Annotated in this window: 12 protein-coding genes; all 12 read left to right on the top strand. The window is 43.1% G+C overall.

All coding sequences use genetic code 11. From position 1 onward, the window contains the following. The first annotated feature begins 60 nt into the window (after positions 1–60). Genes flhA through AN214_RS02780 form a run of 12 tightly spaced genes read left to right on the top strand, consistent with a single transcriptional unit; the run spans position 61 to position 13010 of the window. The gene (gene flhA, locus AN214_RS02725; RefSeq protein ID WP_054978315.1) at positions 61–2169 is read left to right on the top strand and encodes a flagellar biosynthesis protein FlhA; all 2109 of its coding nucleotides are present in this window, start codon (positions 61–63) and stop codon (positions 2167–2169) included. Between the two features lie 21 nt (positions 2170–2190). Beyond that, complete coding sequence (gene flhF / locus AN214_RS02730) at positions 2191–3573, top strand: flagellar biosynthesis protein FlhF (RefSeq protein ID WP_054978316.1); 1383 nt, start codon at positions 2191–2193, stop codon at positions 3571–3573. Further along, positions 3566–4423, top strand: a complete 858-nt coding sequence (locus tag AN214_RS02735) for a MinD/ParA family protein (protein WP_054978317.1) — start codon at positions 3566–3568, stop codon at positions 4421–4423. The genes flhF and AN214_RS02735 overlap by 8 nt, the downstream gene beginning before the upstream one ends. Before the next feature lie 8 nt (positions 4424–4431). Continuing rightward, positions 4432–5148 carry an RNA polymerase sigma factor FliA gene (locus tag AN214_RS02740; protein ID WP_010560569.1) on the top strand — a complete coding sequence of 239 codons (717 nt, stop codon included), beginning with the start codon at positions 4432–4434 and terminating at the stop codon, positions 5146–5148. A 50-nt stretch (positions 5149–5198) separates the two neighbouring features. Next, entirely contained in the window at positions 5199–5582 is a 384-nt protein-coding gene (cheY, locus tag AN214_RS02745; RefSeq protein ID WP_010560568.1) for a chemotaxis response regulator CheY, read from the top strand. 16 nt (positions 5583–5598) lie between these two features. Then, positions 5599–6372, top strand: coding sequence for a protein phosphatase CheZ (locus AN214_RS02750; protein WP_054978318.1), 774 nt, complete (start codon positions 5599–5601; stop codon positions 6370–6372). Between the two features lie 14 nt (positions 6373–6386). After that, positions 6387–8600: a chemotaxis protein CheA gene (locus AN214_RS02755; protein WP_054978319.1), complete on the top strand. Its 2214-nt coding sequence runs from the start codon at positions 6387–6389 to the stop codon at positions 8598–8600. Positions 8601–8611: 11 nt separating this feature from the next. Further along, complete coding sequence (locus AN214_RS02760) at positions 8612–9766, top strand: chemotaxis response regulator protein-glutamate methylesterase (RefSeq protein WP_054978320.1); 1155 nt, start codon at positions 8612–8614, stop codon at positions 9764–9766. Then, on the top strand, positions 9759–10526 hold the full coding sequence (locus tag AN214_RS02765) for a flagellar motor protein (protein ID WP_054978321.1): 768 nt from the start codon (positions 9759–9761) through the stop codon (positions 10524–10526). The genes AN214_RS02760 and AN214_RS02765 overlap by 8 nt, the downstream gene beginning before the upstream one ends. 6 nt (positions 10527–10532) lie before the next feature. Beyond that, the gene (locus AN214_RS02770) at positions 10533–11501 is read left to right on the top strand and encodes a flagellar motor protein MotB (RefSeq protein WP_054978322.1); all 969 of its coding nucleotides are present in this window, start codon (positions 10533–10535) and stop codon (positions 11499–11501) included. A gap of 8 nt (positions 11502–11509) precedes the next feature. Continuing rightward, on the top strand, positions 11510–12286 hold the full coding sequence (locus AN214_RS02775) for a ParA family protein (protein WP_054978323.1): 777 nt from the start codon (positions 11510–11512) through the stop codon (positions 12284–12286). Next, entirely contained in the window at positions 12279–13010 is a 732-nt protein-coding gene (locus AN214_RS02780; protein ID WP_054978324.1) for a chemotaxis protein CheW, read from the top strand. The genes AN214_RS02775 and AN214_RS02780 overlap by 8 nt, the downstream gene beginning before the upstream one ends. The last annotated feature ends 30 nt before the right edge of the window (positions 13011–13040 follow it).

Consider the following 13040-nt stretch of genomic DNA (forward strand, 5'->3'; position numbering starts at 1 on the left):
CCTTGTTGGAACGGTATTTGCTTTAGCTATACCAGTGTCAATATATTGAATAGCTGCTGTATGGACTTCAAGGCCACATTAAATCAACTAAACGCAAATAAATCGGATTACCTAAAAGGCATAGGTACACCTATTCTGGTGCTTGCTGCGCTCGGTATGGTTGTATTGCCAATGCCTGCGTTTTTACTCGATATACTGTTCTCTTTTAACATAGCGTTATCGCTGGTTGTTTTACTTATTACTCTGTATACCTTGAAGCCGCTTGATTTCGGTATTTTCCCAACGGTTTTGCTAATAGCCACTATATTGCGTCTTGCCCTTAATGTAGCCAGTACCCGAGTCGTGTTGCTTGAAGGTCATGAGGGCGGCGATGCAGCAGGTAAAGTAATTGAAGCGTTTGGCTCAGTTGTGATTGGCGGTAACTATGCCGTTGGTTTAGTAGTTTTCCTTATTCTAATTATTATTAACTTTGTGGTAATTACCAAAGGTGCAGGCCGTATTTCAGAAGTTTCTGCACGTTTCACCTTAGATGCAATGCCAGGTAAACAAATGGCGATTGATGCAGACTTAAATGCAGGTTTTATTACCGCGGAACAAGCGCGAGAGCGTCGTACTGAAGTAACGCGTGAAGCGGACTTCTACGGTTCAATGGATGGTGCCAGTAAGTTTGTAAAAGGCGATGCGATTGCCGGTATTATCATTCTTGTTATCAATATTATTGGCGGTTTATTTATTGGCATGATCCAGCACGATTTACCGTTTAGTCGTGCAATGGAAGTATATACGCTACTTACGATAGGTGATGGCCTTGTTGCCCAATTACCATCGTTACTTTTATCAATTGGTACCGCGATTGTGGTAACGCGTCAAAATGAATCGCAAAACATGGGCGAGCAATTTCATGCCCAGTTAGGCAATGATAAAGCCCTTTATATCGCAGCAGGTATTTTGATTGTAATGGGGTTAGTGCCAGGCATGCCGAAAGTTGCGTTCTTGGGATTAGGCTTTTTAATTGGCGGTGTAGCTTATGTGAATCAGCGCATTAAAACGCAAAAAGCAGAAGAAGAATCGAAACAGGTTGCAAAAGGCAGTACACCAGGCCAAGAACAAGCGCAAATTGAGCAAAAAGAGTTGGGTTGGGATGATGTACAGCAAGTAGATGTAATTGGCTTAGAAGTTGGTTACCGTTTAATTCCACTTGTCGACCAAGCACAAGGTGGTGAATTACTGAGCCGCATTAAAGGGGTGCGTAAAAAGTTATCCCAAGAGCTTGGCTTTTTAGTACCGCCGGTTCATATTCGAGACAATTTAGAATTAGATCCGAACGAGTACCGCATTACATTAATGGGTGTTTCAAGTGGTAACGGTGAATTAAAACACAATAACGAATTGGCGATTAACCCAGGCCAAGTATTTGGTGAAGTAAAAGGGGTTGCGACTAAAGACCCAGCATTTGGCTTAGATGCAGTTTGGATTGCACCAGAACAAAAAGATGAGGCGCAATCACTTGGTTATACTGTGGTTGATGCTGCAACCGTGGTCGCAACACATATTTCTCAGTTATTACACAATAACGCAGCCTTGTTATTGGGCCATGAAGAAGTACAAAACCTACTTGATATGTTAGCCAAGTCGCATCCGCGTTTAATTGAAGGCTTAGTACCCGATATTTTACCGCTCACTACAATTGTAAAAGTACTGCAAAACTTACTTAATGAAGGTGTGCCAATTCGTGATATGCGTTCGATTGTTCAAACCCTCGTTGAGTATGGCCCTCGTAGCCAAGACCCAGACGTACTAACAGCTGCAGTTAGAATTTCACTACGTCGATTAATCGTTCAAGACGTTGCTGGCAATGCACCAGAAATCCCTGTCATAACATTGGCACCTGAGTTGGAACAGATGTTGCATCAGTCCCTTCAAAGTGCAGGTGACGAAGGTGCTGGCATTGAGCCAGGACTCGCAGAAAGACTACAAAATTCTCTCGGCGATGCGCATCAAAACCAGGAAATGGCAGGTGAACCTTCAATACTGTTGACATCAGGTATGTTGCGCAGCGTGTTATCGCGATTTGTGAAACACAGCCTACCGGGTTTGCGCGTGATGTCATATCAGGAAGTACCTGAAGAAAAACAGATCAAAATTGTTTGCTCAGTCGGTCAACAGTGATAAGTAGAGACGAGGTGTCACATGAAAATTAAACGTTTTTTTGCAAAAGATATGCGCAGTGCATTGAATGAAGTAAAGCATGAGCTAGGTCCTGATGCGGTTATCATGTCAAATAAGCGCATGGCTGATGGTGTTGAAATTGTGGCAGCTGTTGATTATGAAAAGTCAGTGCCAGCTGCACCAGCAGCGCCTAAGTTAAGCGAAGAAAAGCCTCGTTTTAGCAATAATTTTGTTAAGCCAAAACCACAAACGGCGACCCCTGAAAAACAAGCAGCGGTAGCAGACAGTTTATCGGCATTACTTGAGCGTCAAGCGAAAAAATCACCTCAATTTGATAAAGCACCTGAGCCAAAGCAACCTCGTAATTGGTTTGATGACGATGATTCACTCACATCGACACAGCAAGATGCCCTAGATAGCTTTGCTAAGCCAAAGCAACAAGGCAGTTATGGCAACCAAGCTCAGTCGCTTGATGAAATGCAAGCGATGCGTGATGAAATGGCATCGATCAGACAGTTACTTGAGCACCAACTTTCTGGTTTAATGAATGAAGATATGGCGCGCCGTGACCCAACTCGTGCTCTTTTACTTGACCGTTTGAAAGGTATGGGTATCAGTGAAGCAGTAGCGGACCAGCTTGCGTGTTTTATTCCAGATGATGTAGCACCGCGTCAAGCGTGGCAAGAAACACTTAATATGCTGAGCAAACAGCTATACACTGCAAATAATGAGATTTTGCGTCGTGGCGGCGTATATGCGCTAGTTGGTCCTACTGGTGTGGGTAAAACTACCACAGTTGCAAAGCTAGCTGCGCTTGGCGCACAAAAATTTGGCGCCAACAATATTGCGCTAATCACAACAGATACTTATCGTATTGGCGCATATGAGCAATTATCGACTTATGGTCGCATTATTGGCTGCCCAGTAAAGCAAGTTAAAAATGCAGAAGAACTCACTGAAATTCTTTATCATTTAAGAAATAAGCGTCTAGTATTAATTGATACAGCAGGAATGAGCCAACGAGATATACGTTTGACTGAGCAACTCAACACGTTAATGCGCAATAGCCGAGTAGATATTCGCAGTTACCTTGTGTTAAGTTCAACAGCACAGCTTGAAGTACAGCAAGAGGCGATTAAACAGTTCAAACAGGTACAGTTAAGTGGTTGTATCTTCACAAAACTTGATGAATGTCTAAGTTTAGGTGAAATTATCAGTGTAGCCATTCAAAATCGTCTGCCAATAGGCTATCTTACCAATGGGCAGCGTGTACCAGAGGACATTCGTGTGGCAAATGCGGAAAAATTGGTCAGCAAAGCTCAGCAGTTGTATGCAAAACGAACAAACGCGCAAGCAAGACGTGCATCAAGCATGGCGCATCAAGCAGTAGGAATGTATGATTAACCCAGAATTAGATCAAGCTAGTGGCCTGCGGAAAATGACAAACAATAACAAGGCTGTAAAAGTAATTGCGGTAACTGGAGGTAAAGGGGGAGTTGGTAAAACTAATGTCTCTCTTAACATGGCAATTGCCATGGCTCAGCAAGGCCAAAAAGTACTGGTACTCGATGCCGATTTGGGTTTAGCAAACTGTGATGTAATGCTGGGTTTGCGTGTAGAGCGTAACCTTTCTCATGTGCTTTCAGGGGAATGTGACCTCGAAGATATCTTAGTTGAAGGGCCGTACGGTATGAAAATCGTACCTGCGACATCTGGCTCTCAAAATATGGTGGAATTAACACCATCTGAACACGCTGGCCTTATTCGTGCTTTTGGCGAATTAGATTCTCATTATGATGTGCTGGTAGTTGACACCGCGGCCGGTATTTCAGATATGGTGCTTAGTTTCTCTCGCGCTTCACAAGATGTGCTTGTTGTTGTGTGTGATGAACCAACGTCAATAACCGATGCTTACGCACTGATTAAAGTGTTAAGCCGTGAGCACGGTGTGTACAAATTTAAAATAGTTGCGAATATGGTACGCAGCTTAAAAGAAGGCCAAGAGCTTTTCGCAAAATTATCAAAAGTAACCGACCGCTTTTTAGATGTATCACTTGAGCTAGTCGCGACAGTTCCATTTGATGAAAATATTCGAAAAGCGATTCGTAAACAAAAAACCATTGTTGACGTATTTCCAAAATCGCCTGCAGCAATTGCGTTCAAAGCACTTGCGACGAAAGCAGCGAGCTGGCCAATTCCAAATCAGCCGTCAGGACACCTAGAGTTTTTCATTGAGAAACTGGTTAGTAATTAGGAACGCCTATGAAAAGAACCGCTGCCTATGCTAATCAAAATCAATTATCGCAACTTGTCGAACAGCATACGCCGTTGGTTAAACGCATTGCCTACCATATTTTAGCGCGTTTGCCGGCAAGCGTTATTGTCGAAGACCTCATTCAGGCGGGCATGATAGGACTAATTGAGGCTGCTAAGAACTTTGATGGCAGTAAAGGTGCGAGCTTTGAAACCTATGCGGGTATCCGTATTCGCGGTGCAATAATTGATGAAACGCGTAAAGGAGACTGGGTTCCTCGCTCAGTACATAAAAACGCTCGTGAAGTCGCCGCGGTCATAAATCAGCTAGAATCATCACTCGGACGTGAACCAAAAGACAGTGAAGTAGCTGAAAAACTTGATATTACGTTAGATGAGTACCATCATATTCTAAGGGATATAAGCAATGGTAAAATTATCGGCATTGAAGATCTCGGTGTTGATGAAGATGTCATCGACGCAGGGCTCGGCAATAAAGAACAAAATCCATTAGTTGATATTCAACAGGATAAATTTAATAAAGCGTTAGTAGAGGCAATACAAACTTTGCCAGAAAGAGAAGCGTTAGTGCTGTCACTTTACTACAATGATGAAATGAATTTAAAAGAAATTGGGCTAATTCTTGAAGTGAGTGAATCAAGGGTGAGCCAAATACATAGTCAGGCCATGGTGCGCCTTAAAGCAAAAGTCCATGACTGGATATAGAATAAAAGTAGTAAGTAAACAATTAGGTGCATACCTCACTGGAGGATATTTTGGATAAAAACATGAAAATTCTTGTAGTTGACGACTTTTCAACGATGAGAAGAATCATTAAAAACCTGTTAAGAGATCTTGGTTTCACAAACGTGCAAGAAGCAGACGATGGTAGCACTGCGCTTCCTATGCTGCAAAACCAAGAGTTTGACTTTGTAGTTACGGATTGGAATATGCCAGGTATGCAAGGTATAGATTTGCTGCGCGCGATTCGCGCGGATGACAGTCTAAAACACATACCGGTACTAATGGTAACTGCGGAAGCCAAAAAAGAGCAGATCATTGCTGCAGCGCAAGCAGGTGTAAACGGTTATATCGTTAAACCATTTACAGCAGCAACGCTTAAAACAAAGCTTGATAAAGTTTTTGAGCGTTTAGGCTAACGGGAAGGAGAGGTTTATGTCAGCAAGTGCTGCGCCTCAAATTACCTTAGAACAAGCTAAGCAGCTAGTTGCGTTTCTTGAAAACGATGAGCAACAACAAGCGCAAGAGCTGCTAAAGCAAGTTACGGCAATTGAGCAAGATGAATTATTTGGTGAGGTAGGTAAACTAACTCGTCAACTGCATGATTCATTGAAAAATTTTCAACTTGATACCACTTTATCGGCGTTAACAAACGAGTCTATTCCTGACGCAAAAGAACGTCTCAATTATGTTATGGAAATGACAGAGCAAGCTGCGAATACAACGATGGACGCCGTTGAAGCATCGCTGCCTATTGCCGATAACTTGCAAACAGGTCTCAACAATATTAAGCCCAAATGGGACAAATTAATGTCGCGAGATCTTAAAGTTGGTGAGTTTAAAGTGTTATGTCATGAGCTAAACGGCTTTATGGACGAAGCAAAAACTAATTCTGATAAATTAAATGCATTAATGACAGAAGTGCTCATGGCCCAAGGTTATCAGGACCTCACAGGTCAAGTTATTCGACGTGTGATCGAGCTTGTCCGCGAAGTCGAAGATAGCCTGATTCATATGTTAACCGTGTTTGGCACACCTGTAGAACATGATGAGTCGCCTGAAACGACAATACAACAAGAACAACAAATGGTTGCTGATGGTGAATTAGACCAAGTAGCTGAAGGTCCAATTATAAATGCTGAATCACGTGAAGATGTGGTTTCAGGTCAAGATGAAGTAGACGATCTGCTGTCTAGTTTGGGCTTCTAATCGGAGAAAAATGCATGAGCTTTGATGTCGATGAAGATATTTTACAAGACTTTTTAGTCGAAGCCGGTGAAATCTTAGAGTTGCTCTCAGAACAGTTAGTTGAGCTGGAAAATAATCCAGAAGATGCTGATTTACTGAATGCGATATTTAGAGGGTTTCATACCGTAAAAGGGGGCGCTGGCTTCTTGTCTATGACAGAGCTAGTCGATGCATGTCACGGCGCAGAAAATATTTTCGATGTTTTACGACAAGGCCAACGCAGGGTTACTCCTGAATTAATGGATGTGATTTTACAGGCACTTGATACCATCAATGAAATGTTTGCTCACATTCAAAATCGCGCTCAGCCCGATCCTGCTGACCCGCAGCTACTGGCAGAACTACATAGACTTAGTCAGCCTGAAAGCGCGGATGAAGCACCGGTAGCCGAAGCGCCAGCAGAAGAAATTGTCGAGCCAGAAGCTGTCGAAGAAGACCCGTTTGGTGATATTTTATTTGATGCTGATGCGCCAAGTGATGAAGCACAATCTTCTGGCGATAGCGTTGACGATATTACAGAAGAAGAATTTGAAAGCCTGTTAGATGAGTTACACGGCTCTGGTAATGGCCCTGCCGCTAATGCAGCGCCAGAAGCGAGTGAAAGTAGCGACTCTGATGAAATCACTGATGATGAATTTGAGAGCTTACTAGACGAATTACATGGGGCTGGTTCATTCGGTGGCGGGTCTGAGACGAGTGCACCAGAAAGTGCGGCTCCTGCGGCTTCATCGGGTGACGATGAAGATATTACCGAAGATGAATTCGAAGCCTTACTTGATGAGCTTCATGGCAAGGGCAGTGCGCCAAGCACTGCTGAAAAGTCATTTAATACTGATGCGGTAGCGGCAAAACCGGAAACGCCAACACCACCTCCTGCAGCTAAGCCAACGCCGGCGAAACCAAAAGCGCCAGCGCCAAAACCAGCAGCTGCTAAGCCTGCAGCGCCAAGTGCAGCCAAACCAGCTGCAGCGCCAAGTAAAGCGCCAGCTAAACCGGCAGCGCCACCGGCTGAAACGACAGTGCGTGTTGATACCAAACGCCTTGACCAAATCATGAATATGGTCGGCGAGCTGGTATTGGTTCGAAATCGACTTGTCAGCTTAGGTGCTAACGTTAGCAATGAAAGTATGGGTAAAGCCATTTCTAACTTAGATGTGGTGACCGCAGACTTACAAGGCGCGGTAATGAAAACCCGGATGCAGCCAATCAAAAAAGTATTTGGCCGTTTCCCTCGCGTTGTTCGTGACTTAGCTCGCAGCTTGAAAAAAGAAATTAATTTACAGCTAGTTGGTGAAGAAACCGATTTAGATAAAAACCTTGTTGAGGCACTTGCAGATCCGCTAGTTCACCTTGTACGTAACTCGGTGGATCACGGTATTGAAATGCCAGACGATCGTGAAGCTGCAGGTAAACCACGCACCGGTACGGTGACGTTATCAGCATCACAAGAAGGTGATCATATCTTGCTTACCATTGAAGATGATGGTGCGGGTATGGACGCAGAAAAGCTGAAAAGTATAGCGATTGGTAAAGGTGTAATAGATGCCGATCAGGCAGCTCGACTGTCAAACAACGAAGCGTATAACTTAATCTTTGCGCCAGGTTTCTCTACCAAAGAAGAGATTTCTGATATTTCTGGTCGTGGCGTGGGTATGGACGTGGTTAAAACCAAAATTACCCAATTAAACGGTACAGTGAATATCGAATCAGAAAAAGGTAAAGGCACAGTACTTGAAATTAAAGTACCACTGACGCTCGCTATTCTACCTACCTTAATGGTCGTAGTTGGTCAGCAAACGTTTGCATTACCACTTGCGGGTGTAAGCGAGATATTCCACTTAGATCTTACTAAAACAAATCTAGTTGATGGGCAGCTAACGATTATCGTACGTGATAAAGCGATTCCGTTATTCTATCTAGAAAAATGGTTGTTACGGAACCCTCGCAGCGAACAAAAGCGTTCGCAGGGACATGTTGTTATTGTGCAATTAGGTACGCAACAAATGGGCTTTGTGGTTGATTCCTTAATTGGTCAGGAAGAGGTGGTAATCAAGCCATTAGACGCTTTATTGCAAGGTACGCCGGGTATGGCGGGCGCAACAATTACGTCAGATGGTGGCATTGCACTAATTTTAGATGTACCAAGTTTGTTAAAGCACTACGCAGGCCAAGGTCGCAATAAAAAGTAAGAGAGCACTTAATGACAATTAGGGTTTTAGTAGTAGATGATTCAAGCTTTTTTCGCCGTCGTGTGAGTGAAATCTTGAGTCAAGATCCCAATATTGAAGTGATTGGCACAGCTAACAATGGTAAAGAGGCGGTTGAAAAAACTGCCGAATTACGACCATCTGTTATCACAATGGATATTGAGATGCCTGTACTTGACGGTATTAGCGCTGTAAAGCAAATAATGCAGCAAACGCCGACACCAATATTAATGTTCTCTTCGTTAACGCATGATGGAGCAAGTGCAACGCTTGATGCACTTGATGCCGGCGCGTTAGACTTTTTACCTAAAAAGTTTGAAGACATTGCTCGCGACAAAGAAGAAGCAACGAAAGTGCTTCAACAAAAAGTTAAAGAAATAGGCCGTCGCCGAGTAGGTGGTTTTAGGCCACAGCGTGCAACATTAAATCAAGCGCCAACGGCAAGAACAACACCTGAGCGCAGCACTAGCTCAACGTTACGCCAGCCTGATAGAACCTTTGCTGCTCGCTCCACACCGGCTGATTCGCGTGCGGCAACTAAAAGCGAAAGACCCAAAGCATCTGGTAAACAATACAAGTTAATGGCAATTGGTACTTCTACAGGTGGTCCGGTTGCGCTGCAAAAAGTACTTACGCAGTTACCAGCTAACTTTCCCCATCCAATTTTGTTGATTCAACACATGCCAGGTGCATTTACACCGGCGTTTGCACAGCGATTGGATTCACTTTGTCGAATCAAAGTTAAAGAAGCAGAAAACGGCGACTTGCTCAGACCAGGCGTTGCATATTTAGCACCTGGTGGTAAGCAAATGCTAGTGGAAGGTCGTAGCGGCAATCAAAAGCTAAAAATCTATGAAGATGATAGCGCTCGTGTCACCTACAAACCAAGCGTTGATATCACTTTTGCTAGTGCAGCAAAAAGTTACGGTGACTCTGTGTTGGCAATTGTACTTACCGGTATGGGAGCTGATGGCCGAGATGGCGCACGCATGCTAAAACAGGCAGGGTCTAAAATTTGGGCGCAAGATGAAGCCTCTTGCGTTGTATACGGTATGCCACAAGCAGTTGCAAGTGCTGGTTTAAGCGAGAAAAGCATCGCATTGGATGACGTTGCTAAACATATCAACACGGAAATAGGTTGTGGATAAACTAGCCGTTTTTGGTGCGATTATCGCGTTTGTAGCAATTGGCTTAGGATATACCATTGAAGGTGGTGTGCTGGCGAATTTATTTGATTTGTCAGCATTCATAATTGTGTTTGGCGGTACGCTTGGCGCGGTAATGTTGCAGGCAACTAAATACCAGTTTACCACAGCCATTAAAATGCTGCCTTGGGTGATAACGCCACCTAAGCACGATTTTGCAAAAGGCATTGAGCAAGTAAAAAGTTGGGCTGCAAAAGTACGTCATGACGGCTATTTATCGTTAGAAAACCTTGCTATTGATGAAAAAGATCACTTTGTATCAAAAGGCCTAAATTTGCTTGTTGACGGTAGTGACGAGCAGCAGTTCTTTGACACCATGGAAAACGAAATATTGCAACGTCGCAATGCACTTAACGAGTCAAGCCAAGTGTATCATGCCATGGGGGGTTACAGTCCAACTCTTGGCATTCTGGGGGCCGTACTCGGTCTTATTCAAGCAATGAACTTTATTCAACAACCCGATATGTTAGGTGCGGGTATTGCCACTGCGTTTGTTGCTACTATTTACGGTGTTGGCTTTGCGAATCTTCTTTATATTCCAATTGCCAATAAATTGGCTTATTTAGTGGACGAACATTGCCGGTATCATCAAATGTTAGCTGAGGGGATGTTTTGCATTCTTCAAGGTGATACGCCTAATGCCATTGAACAAAAGCTTTCGGCGTACTTAATCGAAAAAAATAATAAGTCGTTGTTTAGGTAGTCGCGTATGCCACGCTTTAAGCCTTTTAAGCAAACCGAACAAAACGATAACACACATCGCTGGTTAGTTTCTTATGCCGATTACATGACATTAATGTTTGCGTTATTTGTTGTGATGTACGCGATGGCCATTATCGAAGAAGAAAAATTTTCAGTGTTGTCAGACACAATTTCTCATGTGTTTAAAACAACAGACCAATTTAGTAAAGGTACGGGAAAAGGCGTATCTGGTGAAGGTATTCTTACGAGCAACGAACCAGAAGTTGATTCACAACTGCACGGCATTAGTATTGTAAATGAAGAAAAAGGGCCAGAACTTGTCGATGGGCGAGGAGAGCTAAGTAATTTACAGCAAAAGTATTTAGGCCAGCCGCTCGATGCGCTTGAAGAAGAGCTTAAAAAAGCGATATCTGATGAAATTGAAGCGGGGCAAGCGCAGTTAGAAAAAGACATGAATTGGCTTACCATAGAGCTAAGTTCAAGCTTGTTGTTTGCCAGTGGTAGTGCGGTTGCCACTGAACGTGCAAGAACTGTTTTACGTTCATTACTACCAATTTTAAATGCTAACCGAAACTACTTAAGAATGCGTGGTTACACCGATAATCAGCCGATAAATAATGAAGTATTTCGTTCTAATTGGCATTTATCGGTAGCCCGTGCGACCGAAGTGCTGGTATGGCTTGAGTATCTCGGCATAATCCCTGCAAGAATGGCAATTGAGGGGTATGGTGAGTACTCACCGTTTAGCGATAATAATAATGAACAAGGGCGTCAACAAAATCGCAAGGTGGTGATCGCAATTTCAAAATATGCATTGCCAGAAACCGATGAAACTGAGATAACAGCTAACGCAAAACAAACCACTGAGCAAGCGGTGGAGAAGTTAAAGCAGGATGCAGAAAAAGACGATTCACTTAAAGTAATCGAATTACCAAATGGTGGTATTCGCATAACAACCCGAGAACAAGAACAATAGGTATTCGCTTGAAAATTTGGACGGTAGCAAATCAAAAAGGCGGTGTGGGTAAAACCACAACCACAGTCACCTTGGGAGGCTTATTAGCGTCTCGTGGTAAACGTGTGTTGCTGATTGATACTGATCCACACGCGTCATTGACTTATTATTTTGGTATTGACTCTGAAGAGCTAGAAGTGAGTGTGTTTGATATTTTCTCACGTGGTAAAACCATGGCGCGTGAAGAAATTTTGCAATCACTGTGTCCGTCTGGGGTAGAAAATTTAGATATATTGCCAGCTACTATGGCAATTGCCACACTAGATAGAAGTCTCGGTAAAAAAAGTGGTATGGGCCTTATTTTGCGTAATGCACTCGATAAAATTAGCGACGAATACGATGTTGCGATTTTGGATTGCCCGCCAGTACTAGGTGTATTAATGGTTAACGCACTCGCTGCATGTAACCGCGTATTAATTCCAGTGCAAACGGAGTTTTTAGCACTAAAAGGCTTAGACCGTATGATGCGTACTATGGAACTAATGCAAAGTTCACAAAATAAATCGTATAACTATACGATTGTGCCCACTATGTACGATAAGCGCACCAAAGCGTCACTTGAAGCATATAAAAAATTACGTGCTACTTATGGCGAAAAAGTATGGCCGGGCGTCGTGCCAGTAGATACTAAATTACGAGATGCAAGTTTAGCCATGCAGGCACCACACAAATATTGTCCTAAATCACGGGGGGTATTTGCTTATACTGCTTTGCTAGAACACATTGAAGAGGCAGTGAATGACTAAGCAACTTTTTGCAAATGAAAAGGTAATGAAGCAGTATTTAGATGCCTTATTGCAAGAAGATATTGCGCGCGACTCAGTCGCCAATCCAGTTGAAAATTTATTAAGTGACGTTGAAGTTAAAGCTGCCGAGCATCAACAGGCTACAACTGAAAAGGTAATAGCAAAACCAGTTGTAAAAGAGCCTGTAATTGTACCGGAAGTAAAGGTAGAGGTGGTTGAAGCGGTTGAAGTTGCTTTACCGCCAGCACGCACTCAAGATGCCACATATGATGATGACGAATTCCAGGCGCTTTACTTTGAAGTAGCAGGCTTAACGCTTGCTGTGCCACTCAAGGTGTTAGGTGGAATTTACCAATTAGGTGAAGTAAATCAAATATTTGGTAAACCTGACTGGTTTAAAGGTGTCATGCTTCATCGTGAACAAAAGCTCAACGTAGTTGATTCAGCGCGTTGGGTAATGCCAGAAAAATATAACAAAAAGTTAGAAGAAGCGCTAAACTATCAGTATCTTATAATGTTAGGTGAATCTAACTGGGGACTGTTAGCTGAGCGTTTAATTGATAATGTCAGTTTATCGCATCAAGATATTAAATGGCGTGATAAAGGTGGTCGTAGACCATGGCTTGCGGGATTAATTAAAGAGAAAATGTGTGCTTTAATTAATGTCTCAGCAATGACTGAATTATTAGATCAAGGTTTAGATAGCCAAGACGATGAGGCATAGCGCTAAGTCGTTTAGTTAGTAGCAGTTAAT

Source organism: Pseudoalteromonas sp. P1-9, assembly GCF_001399975.1.
Lineage (GTDB): Bacteria > Pseudomonadota > Gammaproteobacteria > Enterobacterales > Alteromonadaceae > Pseudoalteromonas.

Coding starts and splice junctions, on each gene's coding strand:
- flhA (WP_054978315.1), top strand. CDS start 61: ATGGACTTCAAGGCCACATTAAATCAACTAAACGCAAATAAATCGGAT.
- flhF (WP_054978316.1), top strand. CDS start 2,191: ATGAAAATTAAACGTTTTTTTGCAAAAGATATGCGCAGTGCATTGAAT.
- AN214_RS02735 (WP_054978317.1), top strand. CDS start 3,566: ATGATTAACCCAGAATTAGATCAAGCTAGTGGCCTGCGGAAAATGACA.
- AN214_RS02740 (WP_010560569.1), top strand. CDS start 4,432: ATGAAAAGAACCGCTGCCTATGCTAATCAAAATCAATTATCGCAACTT.
- AN214_RS02750 (WP_054978318.1), top strand. CDS start 5,599: ATGTCAGCAAGTGCTGCGCCTCAAATTACCTTAGAACAAGCTAAGCAG.
- AN214_RS02755 (WP_054978319.1), top strand. CDS start 6,387: ATGAGCTTTGATGTCGATGAAGATATTTTACAAGACTTTTTAGTCGAA.
- AN214_RS02760 (WP_054978320.1), top strand. CDS start 8,612: ATGACAATTAGGGTTTTAGTAGTAGATGATTCAAGCTTTTTTCGCCGT.
- AN214_RS02770 (WP_054978322.1), top strand. CDS start 10,533: ATGCCACGCTTTAAGCCTTTTAAGCAAACCGAACAAAACGATAACACA.
- AN214_RS02780 (WP_054978324.1), top strand. CDS start 12,279: ATGACTAAGCAACTTTTTGCAAATGAAAAGGTAATGAAGCAGTATTTA.